This is a genomic window from Pseudomonas sp. PDM17, assembly GCF_014851985.1.
In the GTDB taxonomy this organism is placed as follows: domain Bacteria; phylum Pseudomonadota; class Gammaproteobacteria; order Pseudomonadales; family Pseudomonadaceae; genus Pseudomonas.
In genome coordinates, this window is the sequence record NZ_JACVAT010000008.1 from 252,757 (window position 1) to 271,366 (window position 18,610).

Here is an 18,610-nt window from a genome sequence, read left to right on the forward strand (position 1 = left end):
CCTCTAGAACGAATAGCTCGCGCGGGCGTAGTAGTACGCGCCGTTGGAGCCGATCGGCGAGAGCACGTCGTACGGCAGATTGCCGCCGTAGTTGATCTCCGAGCTGGAGCGTTCCGGGTAGTTGTCGGTGAGGTTGTTGCCGCCCACCGCCAGGCTGAACTGCGGGGTGAACTTGTAGGCCACCTCGGCATCCAGCTGCCACACCGCGCCGTAGGTCTGCTCCGGGTGGTAGCCGTCGCCGAAGTCGAACACGCGAGTGGTCTCGCCCTGTCGGGTCAGACGGCCGAGCAGGTTCCACTGCGCATCGCTCCAGGTGGTGGTGAGAATAAAGCGGTCTTTGGGCGCGGCGTCGGTGAGGGTGTTGCGCTCCTCTACGCCCACCAGTGCGTCCTCACCGATGCCGAGGTTGGAGAGCTGCTGCGGCGTGCCCTTGGTGCTGCGTACCTTGGTGTGGTTGTAGGTGTACGCGGTGGTCACGCCCAGTTGCCCGCCGACGAAGGGCTGGTGGTAGTTGAGCACCAGCTCGGCGCCATCGGTGCGGGTGTCGGCGGCGTTGGTGAAGAAGTTCACGTCATGCACGCCGGCCACGCCGAAGTTGTCCTGGATGAACTGCTCCATGGCGTCGCTGCCGATGCGCTGGGACAGGGTGATGCGGTCATCGACGTCGATGCGGAACACGTCGAAGGACAGGTCGAAGCGCTCGTTCAGCTGCGCGGTCAGGCCCAGGCTGAAGTTCTTCGAGGTCTCCGGGTCGAGTTTCTCGGCGCCCAGCGCGCGGGCGATCGGGTCGTTCACCGAGAGCACGCGGATATCGGTAAGCGTGCCGCCGTCGCCGAAGTTGCTGGTGGTGTTCTGGAAGCCCACCTGGGCCAGCGAGGGCGCGCGGAAGTTGGTGGACGCCGCCCCGCGCAGGGCCAGCACCGGGGTCAGCTGGTAGCGGCCGCTGAGCTTTCCGGTGAGTTTGCTGCCGGCGTCGTCGTAGCGTTCCCAGCGCGCGGCGGCATCGACGAAGAAGTCGTCGGTGAGATCGCCCGACAGGTCCACGTAGGTGCCGAAGACATTGCGGTCGATGTCCACCTCTTCGCTCGGGCGCAGGCCGTTGGCGCCGTCGGCGCCAACGCCGTAGTAAGAGGCTTCGTCGCCGGCGGTGGTGATGTAGTTCTCGTAGCGGTACTCGCCACCGACCGCGAGCACGAAGGGCCGCCCGGCGAGGCTCAGCTCGCGGCTGAGATCGAGGTTGGCGACACTCTGGCGCAGCTCGTAGTCGCCGGTATCGAAGCGCGTTGGCGTGTCTTCGCCGAGCGATGCATTAAGGGTGCGCCGGGTCGAGGATTCGAAACGGTTGCGGCCGTGGGTGACGCTGGCGTCGTAGTCCCAGGTGTCGGCGATCAGACCCTTGTAGCCGAGGGTGGCGGAAAGGTCGGTGTTGTCGCCCAGGGACTGCGGCAGGTAGCCGTTGGGGTAGATCTCCGGGTGCTCGTCCGGGTAGCGGTAGAATTCCGCGCCAGTGGTGTGGCGCTCGTTGTACAGCCCGAAGGAGTAGAGCTTGCCGCCGCCCAGCGCGAGGTCGCCGTTGAACCAGGCGTTGACGTCGCGCGCCAGGCCATCGCCCATCACGTAGTTGCGCTGACCGGGGGTATCGGCGAAGCCGTCGTAGCCGGCGCGGTTGGTGGGCTCGCGGTTGATGAACTCGGCGCCGCCACGGACGAAGCCGTCTTCGCCCAGGCGCGTGCCGGCCTTGGCGGCGGTGTAGGAGTTCTGCCCGTCGGTGGTGGTCTTGCCGATGGCGTCCTGGTGGGTGTGGTAGGCGCCGTAGCTGGTGGTCACCTCGCCGCCTTCGGGGGCGTCGTCGAGGATGATGTTGATCACCCCGGCGATGGCGTCGGAGCCGTACTGCGCGCCGGCGCCGTCACGCAGCACTTCGATGCGCTTGATGGCGCTGATGGGGATCGAGTTGAAGTCCACCGGCGCGGTGCCACGGCCGATCTTCGAGGAATCATTGACCAGCGCCGAGGTGTGCTGGCGCTTGCCATTGATCAGCACCAGCACCTGGTCCGGGCTCATGCCGCGCAGCTGGGCGGCGCGCACATGGTCGGCGCCGCCGGAGTTGGACTGGCGGGGAAAGTTGAAGGACGGCAGCAGCGTCGCCAGGGCCTGGCCCAGCTCACCACCGACGGCACCGGTGGACTTGAGGTCTTGCGCGGTGAGCACGTCCACCGGCACCGGGGAATCCAGCAGGGTGCGGTTGTTGCCGCGGGTGCCGGTGACCAGCACGGTCTCGAGTTTGGTGGTGGCCTCGGAAGTCGACGGGGTTTCGTCGGCGTGCGCGGCAGACTGGGCGATGACCGAGGCCACCGCAACGGCAATGAGGGAACGGGATAACACGCGAAGTACTCCTGTCTCGCTTAAAGAGCGCCACTCGCCGTTGGCGGCGAGTCCGGAACTCCGCTGATGTGTTTTCTGATGGGCTCGAGCGGTTGGTGTCGGAAGTCCGGAAACCGCGAGCGACTGTTCCCCTCAGGATGGAGAAAACAGTGCTCGGGAAAGCGCTCCAGGTGTCACGGCCGGTCTCTCTTCGTGATGAGCGAAAAGGCGCGGCTCTCGGTATCGCCGGTCATCCCTGACCAGATGGGGAAGGCATCATCCTAGCTAGTGGCAGAGTGCTTTCAAACGAATAAAAAATGCTTTGTTTATAACTGGTTACGGTGTTCGCCGAGCAACAGCTCAAAGTGTTTGCCCAGCAACAGCGACGCCCGTCAATCGAAGGCCTTGCGCTCCCATTCGTCCTCGGGAATATCCAGCGCCTCGCCGGAAAAACGCTCCTCGCGGAACGGATCAGCCTCGTTGTGGAAGCCATTGCGCTCCCAGAATCCGAGGCGGTCGCTGTCGCTGAATGCCAGCTCGCGCAGCCACTTCGCGCTCTTCCAGAAATAGCGCCCGGCGATCACCAACCGCAGCGGCCAGCCGTGCACCGGGGTCAGCGGCTCGCCGGCGTAATGCGTGGCAAGCAGGCTGTCAGGGCGCAGCAGGTGTTCCAGCGGCAGGTTGGTCTCGTAGTCGTGGTCGGCGTAGGCCATGACGAACTGCCCGGCTGGCTCCACTCCGTAGTGCGCCAGCAGGTCGGACAGGTGCACGCCGTGCCACGCGGTGTCGAACTTGGACCAGCGCGTGACGCAATGGATATCGCAGACCAGCTCGCGCTGCGGCAGCGCCAGCAGGTCGTCCAGGCTCAGTTCCAGCGTTCTGGACAGTGCCCCGCACAGGCGCAGGCGCCAGGTCGCGCGGTCGTACTCGGGTACCTCGCCTTCGTGGAGGATCGGGAAGCGCTCGGTCAGCACCTGCCCCGGCGGCAGGCGTTCGCCGTAACGCGGGTCACCAGCCGGCGAGCGTGCCTTCTTCAGGCGCCGGGCCTTGTCGTGCAGGCTCATGCTTCAGTTCGCCAGCGGGATCCACGGCGCCTGCGCCACTTTCTGCGCCTCGCCGAAGGCCGGCACCTTGCGCGCCAGGTCGCGGACGTTCTTCACGTCGAGGTCGAGCAATTGCTGGCGGGTGATCAGGGTCGGCGGTACCAGCACCTGCTCGCCGGGATTCTCCCCGGCGATGCGCAGCGCCAGGCTGCGCACGCTGATGGCGCCGGCCACTTCCGGGTTGACCGCAGCGGTGGCGCTCCAGGCGCTGCCCTGCTCCTTCATGATCTGGATATCGGCAGTGGAAATATCGGCGCTGTAGATTTTCACCTGCTTACCCAGCCCGGCTTCGTCCACGGCGATCTTCACGCCCTTGGCGAACTCGTCGAAGGGTGCGAAGAACACAGTGATGTCCGGGTTGGCGCGCAGCACCGCGCTGGCCTGGTCGGCCACCGAGTTGGCGATCGGCGCGTTGAGCGTGCCGAAGCGCGCCTTCTCGACGATGCCGGGGTGCTCGGCCTTCACCTGGCGCCAGATTTCGTCGCGGCGCTCCATGGGAGTGAAGCCGTCGATGTACACGTAGCCGGCGTCGAACTGGTTGCCGTTGTCCTGCAGCACCTGCTTGAGGGCCAGGCGCGCCAGCTCGCGGTGGTCCTGCTCGACGCGGGTGATGCGCGGGTCGTTCACGTCGACGTCGAAGGTCACTACCTTGATGCCCTTGGCCAGTGCCTTGTCGATGGAGTCCTTGAGCGTTTCGGCGAGGCCGAGCTGGACGATGATGCCGTCCACGCCCAGGTCGATGGCCTGCTCCAGCATCTCGCGCTGGGTGGCCGCCTGCTGGCGCGCGTCGAACACGCGCAGCTTCACGTCCAGCGCGTTGGCCTGCTTCTCGACGCCACGCAGATAGGCCTCGGGGAAGTCGCCGGAGAACAGGTAGCCGACGAGGGCGATCTGCACGCCGCCCTTGTCGAAGGGTGCGGGCGCACCGGGTAGCCCGGCGGCGACGGCACTGGCTGCGCCGGACAGCAACAGCCCGGCGGCGAACAGCGCGCGCAGGGATTTGGCGGGGGTGAATTTCATCCGTTGAATCTCCGAGAAAGTGCGATCAGCGCCCACGCCGGGCCAGACCGAAAGTGAACATCAGGGCCGAGACCAGCACGGCGCCCTTGACGAAATCCTGCGCGTAGTAAGGCGCGTTGAGCATGGTCAGGCCGTTGAGCAGGGTCGCTACCAGCACCGCGCCCACCAGGGTTCCGAAGGCGTTGGGCTTCTGCGCGCCGAGCACGGCGAATCCGATCAGCGCAGCGCCGAGGGCATCGAGCACCAGCCCGTTGCCGGAGCTGACGTCGCCACGTCCAAGGCGCGCCGCCAGCAGCAATCCGCCCAGCGAAGCGAGCAGCGCCGAGAGCACGTAGGCGAGCAGCTTGTAGCGCTCCACCGCCGCACCGGCGAGGCGGGCGGCCTGCTCGTTGCCGCCGATGGCGTAGAACAGCCGGCCCGGCCGCGTGCGCTCGAGGAACAGCCAGACCAGCAGTGCGCAGCCGAGCATCACCACCACGGGCACCGGCACGCAGCCCCACAACTGCGCGCGGCCGAGGGCGAGGAACCAGCCGGCGAAGGCGCCCGGCGCTTCGTCACCGTTGGGCAGGGTCATGCCGACGGCGATGGAGCGGCCGCCGGTGGGGATCAGTTGCACGCCGACCACCAGGAACATGCTGCCAAGGGTGGCTAGGATGTCCGGCACGCGCATGCGCACGATCAGCCAGCCGTTGAGCAGCCCGACCAGGGTGCCGAGGCCGAGACTGATGAGGATCGCCACGAGCGGCCCCCAGTCCAGCACCACCATCACGTAGCTGGCGGTCATCAGGCTCAGCGCGGCGACCGCACCGATGGACAGGTCCAGCCCGCCCACGGCCATGCTCAGGGTCACACCCAGGGCGAGCAGCGCGACGATGGACACCGACTGCAGCACCAGGAACAGATTGCCGACCCGCAGGAAGGCCGGCTCCAGCAGCGCAAACACCAGCACCAGCAGGGCCAGCAGCAAGAGCAGCGCGTAGTGGATGAGGAAGTCGAGCAAGCGTGCGACGGGCGACGTCGCTGGGCTGCCCACGGTAGTTCTGGACACGCACGGCTCCTTTCTAGATGCGCGCAGTTTCCTGGCGTGAAGGGTTGGTTGGGGTGAGATGGGCGACGATCTCGCTGCGTTGCAGGTCGTGCCGGGGCAGTTCGGCGACCACCGCTCCGTCGCGCACAACGAGGATGCGGTCGGCGATTTCCAGGGCTTCGTCCGGGTCGCTGCAGATCACCAGCGTGGCGCGGCCGGTGGCGCTGGCGCGGATGCGCTGACCGATGTCGCGGCGGGCGCGCACATCGACGCCCTGGAAGGGCTCGTCGAGGATCAGCACGCGGCCCTGCCCCAGCAGCCAGCGGGCGAGGATGACCTTCTGCTGGTTGCCGCCGGAGAGCAGTTCGAGAGGATGCTCGGGGCCTGGCCCCTTGATGCCGAGCGCTTCGATCTGCTCGGCGACTTTGGCGCGCTCGGCCGTGCGATCGATGAAGCCGAAGCGCGTAAAACTGCGCAGGAACGGCAAGGTCATGCTGGCGCGCACCGAGAAGCCCGGCACCCACGAGTTGTGCGCACGGTCCTCGGCGGCGAAGAACACGCCGGCGGAAATCGCTTCGCGCGGCGTACGGGGCAGCCAGTCGCGGCCATCGAGGCGGATCGATCCGGCGTGATGGCGGCGCAGGCCGAACAGCACTTCGGCGATCTCGCTCTTGCCGGCGCCGAGCAGGCCGGTCAGGGCGACCACTTCGCCTTCGTGCAGATCCAGGTCAAATGTCGCGCTATGGGCTTCCAGCTGCCAGTCGCGCAGGGCCAGCACCGTCTCGCCGCGCTCCAGTGGCTGCAACTGCACATCGCCCAACGCGGCGCCGAGCATGGATTCCACGGCGGCGCCGAGATCCAGCGGCGCCGTGAACTCGCCGACCAGACGGCCATCACGCAGCACCAGCGCGCGATCCGCCACACGTTGCAGATCAGACAACCGATGGGAGATGTAGAGGATCGCCACGCCGCGTTCGCGCAGGTGGTCGATCAGTTGGAACAGGCGCCCGGCTTCGACGGTCGACAGCGATGCAGTGGGCTCGTCGAGGATCAGCAGGCGCGGTTTCAACGCCAGCGCGCGGGACAGGATCACCAGTTGCCGCTCGGCGGTGCCGAGGGTTTCGATGGGTGCTTGCAGTGGCAGATGCAGGTCCAGGCCGGCGGCGATTTCAGCCGCGCGCCTGAGCGCCTCGCGAGGACGGAAGAACAGGGCGCCGGAGGCGCCGCAGAGTTCGTCCAGCAGGAGGTTTTCCGCGACGCTCAGGCCGGGCACCACGCCCTGCTCCACCTGCTGGTGAACGGCAACTATGCCGTGGCGCCGGGCGTCGTGGGGTGAGGCGAAACGCACCGCCTGGCCATCGATCAGTAACTGCCCGGCATCATGGCCATGGGAGCCGGCGATGATCTTCACCAGCGTCGACTTGCCCGCACCGTTCGCGCCGAGCAGGGCGAGGACTTCGCCGGGACGAATATCCAGGTCCAGACCGGCCAGCACGCGGTTTTCGGCAAAGGACTTGCCGACACCTTCGAGGCGGAGGAACGGGACGGAAGCAGGTTGGACGGACATCAGGCTCTCGATACGACGGGGCAGAGCGAAAGCGCCGTATCAGAGCTTCGCCGTTGGACTGAGCGGCGATTCTTTTATAGTCTCAAACCATGCATCAACTAATTTTTAATATCGTTTATGCATATACTAACAACCGGCTGCGCATGCACAAGCGTACTGTTCGCCCAGCAACAGCCGCCCGAAAAACGGCTGACGCAACGCAGACCCGGCGGTTAGCATCCATGGCAATCAACCCACAAGGTGAGAACTCACGATGGCGAACGATACCTACACTCCACCCCGCGTCTGGACCTGGGACAAGGGCAACGGCGGCGCCTTCGCCAGCATCAACCGGCCCATCGCCGGCCCGACCCACGACAAGGAACTGCCACGCGGCAAGCACCCGCTGCAGCTGTATTCGCTGGCCACTCCCAACGGCGTGAAGGTCACCATCCTGCTCGAAGAGCTGCTGGAACTGGGCGTGAGCGCCGCCGAATACGACGCGTGGCCGATCAGGATCAGCGACGGCGACCAGTTCGGCAGCGGCTTCGTCGGGATCAACCCGAACTCGAAGATCCCGGCGCTGCTGGACACCAGCGTCGAGCCGGAGCTGCGCATCTTCGAATCCGGCTCAATTCTGGTGTACCTCGCGGAGAAGTACGGCCACTTCCTGTCCGGGGACCTGGCCAAGCGCACCGAGACGCTGAACTGGCTGTTCTGGCAGATGGGCAGCGCGCCTTTCCTCGGCGGCGGCTTCGGCCACTTCTACGCCTACGCGCCGGAGAAGTACGAGTACCCGATCAACCGCTACGCCATGGAGGTCAAGCGCCAGCTCGACGTGCTCGACCGCCAGCTCGCCGAGAACCGCTACATCGCCGGCGACGAATACAGCATCGCCGACATGGCGATCTGGCCCTGGTACGGCGCGCTGCTGAACAACCAGGTGTATGAGGCGGCTGAATTCCTCGATGTGGAGAGCTACACACACGTGCGCCGCTGGACCGACGAGATCGCCGCTCGCCCGGCTGTGAAACGTGGCCGCCGGGTCAATCGCACCTGGGGCGACGACGCCCTGCCGGAGCGGCACAGCGCCGACGACTTCAGCAAGTGATTCATTAGCCCTGGGGCGTGAGCTGGATCGCGTCCCGCACTCTGCCGCCCCTCCCGGCGAACGTTCTCGTAGGATGGCGTGGAGCGCAGCGATACCCATCAAATCCGGTGCGCCGCCAGCATGGGTATCGCTGCGCTCCACCCATCCTACGGTCGTGCTTCGCCGCGGCCTCGATGTGAATGGAGTCTACGGTCACGGAGAGGCTCCGCCTCCGCAGGAGAGCACCGTACGAACGCCAATAAAAAACCGGAGCCCCTTCAGAGGCTCCGGTTTTTTACTTCAGCGCGCGATTACTTGCCAGCAGTCAGGGTGCTGTAGGCAGTGATCAGGTTGCGGTAATCCGGAATGTGGTTCGAGCACAGGGCAGCCAGCCCTTCGATGTCGTTGCGCCAGTCGCGGTGCAGCTCACAGGCCACGCCGAACCAGGTCATCAGCTGGGCGCCAGCCGCTTCCATCCGACGCCAGGCGGCGTCGCGGGTCATCTCGTTGAAGGTGCCGGACGCATCCGCCACGACGAACACATCGAAACCTTCCGCCAGGGCCGACAGCGCCGGGAACGCCACGCAGACCTCGGTCACCACGCCGGCGATGATCAGCTGCTTCTTGCCAGTGGCCTTCACCGCTTTCACGAAATCCTCGTTGTCCCAGGCATTGATCTGACCGGGGCGGGCGATGTACGGCGCGTCCGGGAACTGCGCTTTCAGCTCGGGAACCAGCGGGCCGTTGGGGCCGGTTTCGAAGCTGGTGGTGAGGATGGTCGGCAGGTTGAAGAATTTGGCCAGGTCGCCCAGCGCCAGCACGTTGTTCTTGAACTTGTCCGGATCGATGTCGCGGACCAGCGAGAGCAGACCGGCCTGGTGGTCGACCAGCAGTACGGCGGCGTTGTCTTTGTCCAGGCGGTTGTAGGTGGGGTTGGCCATGGTGAAATCCTCGATTTGTTTTCAGTGGGTCCGGCTGTGCCGGAAGGTTTGGACTCGTTTGCAGCGCGTCACTGCATGGAACAAAGATTAAATTCGACACCCTTGATCCACCAGACGGCAAAATTCACTTATAGCGTTCCATTTTCAGAACGATCTGCCACAAGGGGGATCGAGCTAACCCGCGTGTCGCCAGGTGGATTCGCGCATCCCATCGAAGAAGCGCCGCTGCCAGCTCAGCGGCGTAACGCCTTCGAGGCGGAAGAAGATTCGGCAGAAATGCGCCTGGTCGCAGAAGCCACATTGCAGGCCGATCTCCGCCAGCGGGAAGGTCGACTCACGCATCAGTTGCTTGGCCTTCTCCACCCGCTGGATTCGCATCCAGGCCTGGGGCGAATGCCCGGTGGTGACCTTGAACTTGCGGGTGAAGTCGCTGCGTGACAGTGCGCAGGCGGCGGCCAGGTCGCTGACCGTGATGCCGCTGTCCAGATGCTTGAGCAGCAGCGCCTGGGCACGCTCCTTCTGCCAGGGGGCCAGATCGCGCTTGGGGGCGTCCACTGGAATCTGGCTGATGAGTCTCTGAAGCATGCTGGTCTCTCCCCTGCGGTCTGCGAACCATTCTTTGTGGGTGCAGGGGTACCGGCGAGTTAAAGCTGGTTAAACCGCATTAACCCGCCGCAGAGGAAATGCAGCGGCGCGACCGCCGGAAGCGAATATTTCCAGGGTCCGCGCGGCCACCCGACAACACCGCGAAAGCGCCGCCAGTCAGCCGCCATGCCTTGCGCGGCGTGGCTTGCAGCACATGGGGGATGGGACAGGGGGCACCCTGTTGCGGTATCGCGGGCCAGCGCCACAGCGAGCCGGCGTTAATCGTTATTAAGCCCGCCGGCAAAACTCCCCGCCCGTCGCAGGATGGCTCAACGCTGAGCCGTCGTTTACCCTGACTGCCATCCACACAAGAAATGGCCAATCGACCGGAGAGTCGATGGACCTGTGCCACCGGGGCTGACGTCAGGACCGGTGCGAAACCTGCCCCCAGCGTGCGAAAGCGACTACCAGACGATGATTCCCGAGCCCGTGGCCACGGTCGAAACCGTGCTTCATTTCGGCCCCTACCAGATCTATCCCGCATCCCGCGTGATCCTCGAAGCCGGCCGCCCATTGCGCCTGGGGCAACGCGCGCTGGACATCCTGCTGGCGCTGCTGGAGCGCGCCGGCCAGGTAGTCAGCAAGCGCGAGCTGCTGGCCCGCGCCTGGCCCGGCCAGGACATCGACGAAGGCAACCTGCGGGTACACATGACCGCTCTGCGCAAAGCGCTGGGCGATGGCCAGAACGGGCGGCGCTTCATTGTCACGATCGCGCTGCGCGGCTACAGCTTCGTCGAGCCGCTGACGGCGTCGGCACAGGCGACGCCCGCCCCCGATGACGGCCAGTCGGCGGACCACAACCTGCCACCCCGGCGCAACCGCCTGCTCGGCCGCGAGGCCGAGCTGGAGCGCCTGGTCACCGAGCTGCCGAGACGTCGCTGCGTCAGCCTGGTGGGCTGTGGCGGCATCGGCAAGACCAGCCTCGCCCTGCAGGCTGCGGAGCGTTTCATCGGCCAGTATCCCCACGGCATCCGCATGCTCGACCTCACCCCATTGCAGGACGCGCGACCGCTGAACAGCACGCTCGCCTGCGCGCTGGGCATTCCGGGGCTGGCCGGCGAATCGCTGGAACATCTCTGCCGCCAGGTCGCCGACCGGCAGATGCTGCTGCTCATCGACAACTGCGAGCACCTGATCGAGGCGGCCGCGCATCTGGTCGAGTGCCTGCTGCGCCACGCGCCGCAGATCCACATCCTCGCCACCAGCCGCGAGAGCCTGCGCGCTACCGGCGAATACATCCTGCCGCTACGGCCGCTCGGATGCCCGCCGGCGCAGGTCGGCAGCGTCGAGGACGCCCTCGCCTACCCCGCCGTCGCACTGCTCATCGAGCGGACCAAGGAGACCCACGAGGACTTCGAATTCCGCCCCGAAGACCTCCCCCGCGTCGGCGAAATCTGCCGGCGCCTGGAGGGCATTCCGCTGGCGCTGGAACTGGCCGCCGGCCACCTGGGGCAGGCCGACGGAGGCATCGACGCACTGCTGCAGGACGGCTACCTGGATCTGCCGCTGCAGTCCGAAGAGTCGCCCAGCCGCCACGAACACCTGCGCGCGATGCTCGACTGGAGCTACACACTGCTGCGCCCCGCGGAGCAATCCTGCCTGCGTCGCCTGAGCGTGTTCCGCGGCAGCTTCACCCTGGACTCCATCGCCGCCGTCCTCGGCCAGCCGGCGGACCTGGGCTCGGCCTTCGTGCTGGTGAACCAGCTGACCGCCAAGTCGCTGCTGACCACCGAGATTCGCAGCGACGAGGTCACCTACCGGTTGCTCGAACCGACCCGCCTGCACGCGCTGGAGAAACTCCAGGCCGCCGGCGAACTGCACGAGGCCCGCGAACGCCACCTGCAGCTGTGCCAGAACACGATGCAAGCCGCGCAGAACGACTGGGAAAGGTCCGCTTCGCTGGGCTGGCTCAAGCAACACTCGCCGTGGCTCGCGGAAGTTCGCGCGGCACTCGACTGGGGGCTGCACGCGGAAGTCCGGCACACCCAGGCCATTCACCTCGCGGCCTGCTCGGCACCGCTCTGGCAGGAGCTGTCATTGCTGCACGAATACGGTCCTTACGTGAGCGCGGCACTCGGCCTGCTCAGCGCCGAATCCGCTTCATCGTTGTCACTGGCCATGCGCCTGGAGCTGGCGCTGGGCAACACGACCTACCACGACGTGCGCAACCGTCAGGCGGACGAGGCCTTCCAGAACGCCCGCTACCTCGCCCAGCAGATCGGCGACCTCAACGGGGAACTCACCGCGCTGTCCGGCGGCCTGGCCGTGCTGCTGTGGGCCGGCCAGTACCAGCAGGCGGCCGAGCAGAGCCGGCACTTCGACCGGCTGAGCGACGGCCAGGGTGAGATGCTCGCCACCAGCGCCCTGCGCCTGAAGGTGCTGGCGTTGCATTATTCGGGCAACCAGGTACGCGCCCAGACCGTCGGCGACGAAGTGCTGCGGCGTCTGGAGGAGCAGCGCCGGGCCAACCGTTTCGCCCCTTGTCTGGGGGTGCAATACGACCAGCAGGTTGCGTCTCTTGCCACCCAGGCGCGCACGCTCTGGTTACGTGGCTTGCCCGAGCAGGCGGAGCGCATGGCGACACAAGCCATCGAACTGGCCTGCGAGATCGACCACAGCGCCTCCATCGCCTACAGCCTCGCGGTAGCCGGCTGCGTCATCGCCTTCTACAACGGCGAGTTCGACAAGGCCCGCAGCCGCGTTCGGCAGATGATCGAGGTTGCCGAGCGCCACCGCGTGCCGTTGTTCACCGACTGGGCGCGGCACTATGCGTGGGCCATGCAGCTCGATGAAACTGCCGGCGCCACGGCACCTGCCGTCGGCCTGGTGCGCGACATCGTGCAGACCCTCGGCGGCCGTCCCCTGCCCGCCGATCAGGCCCAATTGATGCGCGCACGCACCGGCGCGGCCGGCTGGTGCGCACCGGAAATCCTGCGCAACGAAGCGGTCGCCCTGCTGGCGCGCGGCGACCGCGAATCCCTGCTCGGCGGCGAAACCCTGCTGATCCGCGCCCTGACACTGGCACAGGAGCAAGGCGCACTGGCCTGGGAACTGCGATCGGCTACCGGCCTGGCGCAGCTGTGGAGCGCGCAGGGCAAACAGCAAGCCGCGCGGCAACTGCTGGAGCCGGTCTACCAGCGCTTTACCGAAGGCCTGGACTCACCGGACCAGCGCCATGCGCGGCAATGCCTCGAGGCCTGCGGTCACTGACGATGGCACCGCTCAGCGCAATACGCCAAGCATGACCCAGACGCGACGGGCCTCGGGGTCGGCATGGACCAGCTCGTCCATCAGCGCACTCAGCGGCATGCCGCCCCACTCCACCGCCCGGCGAATGATGTAGGGCACCGGGCTGTGCGGTTCCGTGCGCGCCAGGTACTCGGCGATGGCGGTGAGCTGCCGGTAGGCCTCTTCGCGGCTCTGCGGAGCACCGCCGGCGGGAAGCGATCCGGAAGTAGCCACAGGAGCCGGCTCCGGCTCGGAAGGCACTTCCGGTGTGGCGCTGGGTATGAACTCTTGCGGGGCCATGGCCTTGCATCCCTGGATGACGTTGCTGAAAGCGTCGATGGACGCGGCGAGTTGGTGCAGGCTCGGTGCGGCATCGCCGAGCTGGCGGTCACACCAGGCATCCAGGCGCCGCAGGTGGCCGGCTGCCCTCTCCAGCTGGGTCAGCGTCGCCCCCCAGCCATTCACCGCACCGCTGCGGATCGATTCGTTCAGCCGTTTCTGCTCCTGTCGCGCACTTTCCGCCGCCACCTTGTCGACCTTGTTGTCGCTGACCTGCACCTGCCGTCGCTGCAGTTCCTGCCAGCTGTGCAGGGTGGTCTGCGGCCAGCCGCTGCACAGCGGCACACGGGTAAGCAGGAGTTCGGTGTAGCGCCGCGACAACCAGGCAAGTGGCGCCGCACGCCACTCCTGGTCACCGTCGGTGGCCTGCGGATGCAGTTGCTCAGGGAACGCATCGCAGAGATCGGCCAGCAGGCCCAGCGCGGCCGCAAGGCCTGCAGGACCCTGGGTGACTATCCAGGCCTCGCCCAGGAAACCGGCGATGGTCAGGTCCTTGCTGCGTCGCGCCAGCAGTTCCTCGGCGAGCACCGCCAGCGCCAACCAGTCCGCGCGCTTGGGCTCAGCCTGCCAGACGCCCGCCGGCAGCTCGGTATCCTCCTCGCGGCGAAGCTCGCGCAGGCGATCCATCAGCGGGTCGTGGCGCAGCGACTCTCCGCACGGCGACTCGCCCGGCAGAGGTTGCAGGAGCGCTTGCAGCGCCTCGTCTGAAATCATGGCAACTCCTGGGCGCCGGCAAAGGACGCCACGCCTACACCGCTGAAGGGCGTGCGCGGCGCGCGTACGGGCAAGGGCTGGACGGACAGCGGCTGCTTGGCGTCCTGGGTCATCAAGGAGATCCGCAGGAACATCCGTGCCTCGGGCTCTCGGCTGTTCGGCGCGCGGACCGGCACCTGCAGCGCAAGCGGGAAGTCGGTGTAGTCGGCGCTGGGCTGGCGTTGCAGGATCAGGTGCGAACGCAGCAGGCGCATCAGCGCCCACGGGCCGCCGTACTCCCAACCCACCTCCAGGTCCGCCACGGCCATGCTCGCCTGCTGCGGGTCGATGTCCGGCCGTTGCGCGCTGTCCTTGGCCCAGCGCAGCAGCAATTTCATCGGCTCACCAACATTCCAGTGCAGGCGCTGGCTGTCGCTGCCGGGGAAGCTCAACGGACGGTCCGCCGCGTAGAGCGTCCAGGCGATCACCTGGTCGGCGCCACGCTCGGCCTCGCGGTCGGTGCGCCAGCGCACGTCGAGGTCGACGCCCTGCGCCCCGCCCTTGTCGCGCTGGAACAGGGGGCCCATCCAGGACTTGGCCAATTGCAGGCGCTGGAGGAAATCCGCCGCCGCCACGCGGTCGACCGACTGGCTGAGCTGGAGGCCTGCCTGGGCCCGCTCCAGGTTCTGGTCGAGCAACTCGACCAGGTGCTGCACCCGCGCCGGGTCGGCGTCTTCGGCCTGCAGGCTGTAGGCGAAGGGGAAGCGATTGGCCAGATACTGGTTGAAGTAGTCGGCGATGGCCGACCAGGCCTGGGCGGCGTCCTTCTGCTGCAGTTCCAGGCAGCGTTGCTGCGCCTGGCCGTGCAGGCCACGGGTGAAGCGCGCCACGTCGCCCTGCCCGGCCGCCAGCGCGGAAGTCCGCAGGATGTTGCCGCAGCTGGAGGCGTCCATTTCCACGAAGTCGCGGGTTACCAGCTGATCGAGCAATATCGGCGAGCTGGTCGGGTTCTGCGCCTTGTACTTGACCAGTTCATCACTGAGGTCGGTGAAGCGCCGCACCTTGTCCTGGTCGGAGAAGCCGAGGTTGCCCCGGTCACGCAGCCAGGTCAGCGCCGGCGCGTGCTCCTCGCTCAGGGCGAGCATGGTGTCGAACTGTTGGGCCAGGTTGCGCTTGAGGTCCTGGGTGTCGGTGGAGCGGTACAGTTGCAGGCCGAAGTTGCGCGTGCCGTCCCAACCGGAAGGTTCAGAGCGAACGCGGAACAGTGGCAATGCATCGACCGACTTCAACACGCCGTCTACGTCGGCCAGCGCGCCACGGGTCAGGTGAATGTCCAGTGCGTTCGCCAGATCGCTGCGCTGCACGGACTCCAGGGCCGAACGGACCTGCTCGGCTTGCTCCAGCGGAACGTCGAAGGTGTTCTTCGCGGGCGCGCCGCTGGCCGAAACCGATTGCGTCAGGCTGCTCCATATCGCGCTGGCGGCCGCGGCCGCAGCGCTCTCGGCGAGAGCATCACGGTACTCGGCCGGAATCCGCGCCTGCTCCTGCTCGCTGTACTTGCGGTAGCTGGCGTAGTACGCCAGGGCGGCGTTCAGCGAGTGGGCATCCAGATTGCCCAGGCCGCGCGGATCGATGTCCTGCGCTCCCTTGCTCAAGGCGGTGCCGGCGAAGTCCTGGCGCAACAGCGAATCGATGGTGCTGCCCAGCGCCACCACATGCTCCTGCAGCGCCAGCGTACCACCGGGCTGCAGTTGCAGCAGGTTATCGCGGGAACCGGCGGCGGAGATCCACTGGTCGTGGAAGGCGCGCTGCAGCTTGCTGGCCTGGCTGGTCACCCGGGCTTCCGCCGAGGGACCGAGCAGGTAGGACTGGCGTACGTCGTCTAGCATCGCGCGAAAGCCCGGCACGATCTCCTGGGCATTGCCGTGGCTCCAGGCGGCGTTGGTCAGGGCTACCATGTTGCGCAGCGCGTCGATCTGTGCGGCGGTCTCTTCCAGCTCCTCGAGGCTGTTGCCCTGCCGCGCCTTGAGCTCGTTCAGGTGCAGACGCAGGAAGCCGGCCGGGCGCACGAAGTTGTCGGCGAGGAAGAACTGGTCGAGCCAGAGGCTCATCAGGTCGTCAAAGTTGCGCGCCAACTGGCCCTCGCGCGGACCGGGGTCGACGGGTGCCGGAGCATCGGGAATGCCCTGACCGAGCACTGACTGCAGGTAGCCTGCATTACGCAGTGAGCCCGGCTCCAGGGTCAGGCCATAGGCCTGTTCGCCCAGTTTGCCAAGGCTTTCCAGTGCGTTCTTCGAAGTGCCGGCGCGCAGCTCGGTGTACCAGCGGTTGCGCTGCTCGAAGGCCAGTACGCCGTGCGCCAGGTCGCGGGCGGCGACGAAGTTCGGCCACTGCTCCGGGCTGTCGCTCTGCACGTTGGCACGGCGTTCGCTGCTGCGGATGGCGCGCAGCCGGACCAGTTCGGCGGCCTGCGCCTGCTGCAGGGGCACCAGCACTTCGCGGCGGGTCAGGTCGCGCAGCAGTTCATCCATGTGCTCGTCGAAACCGGAGAACCAGGAGCTCGGATATACCAGTGAGCTGAAGTGCCAGCGCGGCGCGGCCTGCAGCAGCGCCCAGTAAGCTTGCAGGCGTTGCCGGGCGGCCTCATCCGGCGATTCGCCGGCCGCATCGCCTTCGCCCTGCCCACGCTGCACGGCCAGGATGCGCTGCCCCAGCGTCTGCGCCTCGCGGGAATCCACGTGCCAGACCCACAGCATCCCCAATAGCCAGCAGACGCCGGCCACGCCAGCCACCGCCCCCAGCACGCGTTGCGAGCGCTGGCGCAGGCGCAGGACTCGCGGCACGACCTGGGCCAGCCCGCGCTCGGCGAGCAGGCGCGATTGCCAGAGATGCTGGGTGAACAGTAACTGCGCGGGTGCCTCCTCCCGCGCCGAGAGCGCCCAGTCGTCAGCACTGGGAGCCTTGCGGTACGCACCGCTGAAGTACAGGCCACGCAAGCGCGGTGCTTCACCCAGCGCATTGCCCTGGAAGACCGGTTCCAGTCGCTGGCGCAGACCTTCGCGCAGACTCTCCAGCGCCTGCGGGAAGCGATACAGCTCCTCGCTCAATTGCCCCTTGAGCACGCCCGCTTCGAGGATCGCCGCCTGCAACGCCTGCAATACCTGGTCGAAGCCGCGCTCAAGGTGCTCGCCCTGCCAGGCCGCATCCGCCTGCAAGGGCGAGGCCCAGCCCAGCGGGCGCTCGCGAACCTCGGCAGGCAGCGCCGAGCGCAGTTCGGCGAATCCATCGAGCTCTTCCAGCCCGGTCACCACTACGTAGACCGGCAGGCTCAGCCCCAGTCTTTGCAACAGGTCGTTGAAGCGCCGACGCAGCTGGATGCTTTCCTGGGCCAGGCTTGCCGGGTCCAGCAGGCGCTCCGCCGGCACCGCCCAGATCACGCCGTCCAGCGGGCGACGCGGGCGCATCCGCAGCAGCAGGCCGAGCAGCCGCCGCCAGGGCTGCAGCGACGAGGGCACACCTTCCTCCGGCATGAACAGGGTCTGCGGCACCGCCAGCAAGGCGCCGTCCTGATCGGCCCACCAGCGGCCGAACCAGGCCGGACGGTTCACCGCAGCCAGGCTCCAGTCCGCAGCCAGGCGCTCGCCCAGCAGCGGGTCGCCCAGCAGGAGATACCAGGGCACGTCGTAGCGATCGGCCACATCGTGGTCCTGCTCCATCTGCCGTACGGTCAGGTAGAAGGCGCGTACCGCTTCGCCGCCCTTGCTGCGCAGCCAGAGGAATCCCGCCACCGCCAGCGCCACCGCCAGCAGCAACAGCAGGGCCAGCACCAGCCAGCCGCTCAAGCCGCCAGCTCCGGGAAAGTAGCCGCCCAGGCGAGGTCGAGCAGGGGCGCCAGTTCACCGCGCACGTCGCTCCACAGCCAATGGCCGAGGACGATGAGCAGAAGGACGCCGGCGACAACCGTCAGCGTCAGGCGCAGCCCGTCGGGCAAGGCACGCCGCAGTGGCAATCGCAGCGGCGCAGCAGCGGCCGGGCGCGCCAGGGTCTCCAGCAGCGCTGGCACCTCGGCGTCACGCTGCCAGGCATGGGCGAACAGCGCGTGCCGCCACTTTTCATGGAGCGCCTCGCCCTTCGGGCCGCGCAGCTTGCCGTGGAAGCCCAGCAGCAGGCACTGCAGGTAGACGTTGGCCAGATCACGGGTGCCCGGCGCGCGGGTATCCAGCAGGCGATGAATGGCCTGGGGCACGCGCTCCCCGGCATTGCGCGTGCCGTACAGACGGGATTCCAGTGGCCGTTCCTGCCACGCGGACTGGCCATTCCAGGGGTCGAACAGCAGGCTTTCGTCAAGCAGTGCGACGAAGGCGTAGACCATGCCCTTCACCTGCTCGCCGGCGGCATCGCCGACGCTGGCATTGGCGCTGCGCCACAAGCGACGCACCACCGCCTGGGCTTCGTCGGCAACCCGTTCGAGGGTCGCGCTGTCGTCGCCGGTGGATTCGCGCATATCTTCCCAGCGCCTGCGCCACTCCAGCCAGGCGGCCTGGAAAGCGCCACTCAAGGGTGCCTCGCCGAACGACGGCGGATAGATCGCCTGATTCCCTTCAAGCATCTTTG

12 protein-coding genes are annotated in these 18,610 nt (G+C 67.1%); 2 read left to right on the forward strand and 10 right to left on the reverse strand.

Annotated features, from left to right (window positions below; all coding sequences use genetic code 11):
- Positions 1-3: 3 nt before the first annotated feature.
- The 5 genes from IB256_RS26145 to IB256_RS26165 all read right to left on the reverse strand — a co-directional run bounded on the left by IB256_RS26145 (position 4) and on the right by IB256_RS26165 (position 7,081).
- Positions 4-2,385, reverse strand: coding sequence for a TonB-dependent receptor plug domain-containing protein (locus IB256_RS26145; protein WP_192295511.1), 2,382 nt, complete (start codon positions 2,383-2,385; stop codon positions 4-6).
- A 371-nt stretch (positions 2,386-2,756) separates the two neighbouring features.
- On the reverse strand, positions 2,757-3,422 hold the full coding sequence (locus IB256_RS26150; RefSeq protein ID WP_192404655.1) for a sulfite oxidase-like oxidoreductase: 666 nt from the start codon (positions 3,420-3,422) through the stop codon (positions 2,757-2,759).
- Between the two features lie 9 nt (positions 3,423-3,431).
- Entirely contained in the window at positions 3,432-4,487 is a 1,056-nt protein-coding gene (locus IB256_RS26155) for a substrate-binding domain-containing protein (protein WP_192295510.1), read from the reverse strand.
- A gap of 25 nt (positions 4,488-4,512) precedes the next feature.
- Entirely contained in the window at positions 4,513-5,535 is a 1,023-nt protein-coding gene (locus tag IB256_RS26160) for an ABC transporter permease (RefSeq protein WP_192404642.1), read from the reverse strand.
- Positions 5,536-5,548: 13 nt separating this feature from the next.
- A complete protein-coding gene (locus tag IB256_RS26165) occupies positions 5,549-7,081 on the reverse strand; it encodes a sugar ABC transporter ATP-binding protein (protein WP_192404643.1) in 1,533 nt (510 codons plus the stop codon).
- Between the two features lie 253 nt (positions 7,082-7,334).
- Here IB256_RS26165 and yghU point away from each other — a divergent pair, with 253 nt between their 5' ends.
- Positions 7,335-8,171 (forward strand): glutathione-dependent disulfide-bond oxidoreductase, encoded by an 837-nt coding sequence (gene yghU, locus IB256_RS26170; RefSeq protein ID WP_192295507.1) that lies wholly within the window; start codon positions 7,335-7,337, stop codon positions 8,169-8,171.
- 290 nt (positions 8,172-8,461) lie between these two features.
- Here the strand turns inward: yghU and ycaC are convergent, their stop codons facing one another.
- Complete coding sequence (gene ycaC / locus IB256_RS26175) at positions 8,462-9,091, reverse strand: isochorismate family cysteine hydrolase YcaC (protein WP_192319086.1); 630 nt, start codon at positions 9,089-9,091, stop codon at positions 8,462-8,464.
- Positions 9,092-9,265: 174 nt separating this feature from the next.
- Entirely contained in the window at positions 9,266-9,676 is a 411-nt protein-coding gene (locus IB256_RS26180) for a helix-turn-helix domain-containing protein (RefSeq protein WP_192296351.1), read from the reverse strand.
- Positions 9,677-10,150: 474 nt separating this feature from the next.
- Between IB256_RS26180 and IB256_RS26185 the strand changes: the two genes are divergently transcribed.
- Positions 10,151-12,946 carry an ATP-binding protein gene (locus IB256_RS26185; protein ID WP_192404644.1) on the forward strand — a complete coding sequence of 932 codons (2,796 nt, stop codon included), beginning with the start codon at positions 10,151-10,153 and terminating at the stop codon, positions 12,944-12,946.
- A 12-nt stretch (positions 12,947-12,958) separates the two neighbouring features.
- Here the strand turns inward: IB256_RS26185 and tssA are convergent, their stop codons facing one another.
- The 3 genes from tssA to IB256_RS26200 are packed head-to-tail and all read right to left on the reverse strand — an operon-like array spanning position 12,959 to position 18,605.
- Positions 12,959-14,017: a type VI secretion system protein TssA gene (gene tssA / locus IB256_RS26190; RefSeq protein ID WP_192404645.1), complete on the reverse strand. Its 1,059-nt coding sequence runs from the start codon at positions 14,015-14,017 to the stop codon at positions 12,959-12,961.
- Positions 14,014-17,838 carry a type VI secretion protein IcmF/TssM N-terminal domain-containing protein gene (locus IB256_RS26195; protein ID WP_192404646.1) on the reverse strand — a complete coding sequence of 1,275 codons (3,825 nt, stop codon included), beginning with the start codon at positions 17,836-17,838 and terminating at the stop codon, positions 14,014-14,016. Before IB256_RS26195 ends, tssA begins: the two co-directional genes overlap by 4 nt.
- Entirely contained in the window at positions 17,835-18,605 is a 771-nt protein-coding gene (locus IB256_RS26200) for a DotU family type IV/VI secretion system protein (RefSeq protein ID WP_192404647.1), read from the reverse strand. Before IB256_RS26200 ends, IB256_RS26195 begins: the two co-directional genes overlap by 4 nt.
- Positions 18,606-18,610: the final 5 nt, after the last annotated feature.

What these genes read in the sequence shown, in the direction of transcription:
- IB256_RS26155 (WP_192295510.1), bottom strand. Translation starts at nt 4,487, where the DNA reads ATGAAATTCACCCCCGCCAAATCCCTGCGCGCGCTGTTCGCCGCCGGG.
- IB256_RS26165 (WP_192404643.1), bottom strand. Translation starts at nt 7,081, where the DNA reads ATGTCCGTCCAACCTGCTTCCGTCCCGTTCCTCCGCCTCGAAGGTGTC.
- yghU (WP_192295507.1), top strand. Translation starts at nt 7,335, where the DNA reads ATGGCGAACGATACCTACACTCCACCCCGCGTCTGGACCTGGGACAAG.
- ycaC (WP_192319086.1), bottom strand. Translation starts at nt 9,091, where the DNA reads ATGGCCAACCCCACCTACAACCGCCTGGACAAAGACAACGCCGCCGTA.
- IB256_RS26180 (WP_192296351.1), bottom strand. Translation starts at nt 9,676, where the DNA reads ATGCTTCAGAGACTCATCAGCCAGATTCCAGTGGACGCCCCCAAGCGC.
- IB256_RS26185 (WP_192404644.1), top strand. Translation starts at nt 10,151, where the DNA reads ATGATTCCCGAGCCCGTGGCCACGGTCGAAACCGTGCTTCATTTCGGC.
- tssA (WP_192404645.1), bottom strand. Translation starts at nt 14,017, where the DNA reads ATGATTTCAGACGAGGCGCTGCAAGCGCTCCTGCAACCTCTGCCGGGC.
- IB256_RS26200 (WP_192404647.1), bottom strand. Translation starts at nt 18,605, where the DNA reads ATGCTTGAAGGGAATCAGGCGATCTATCCGCCGTCGTTCGGCGAGGCA.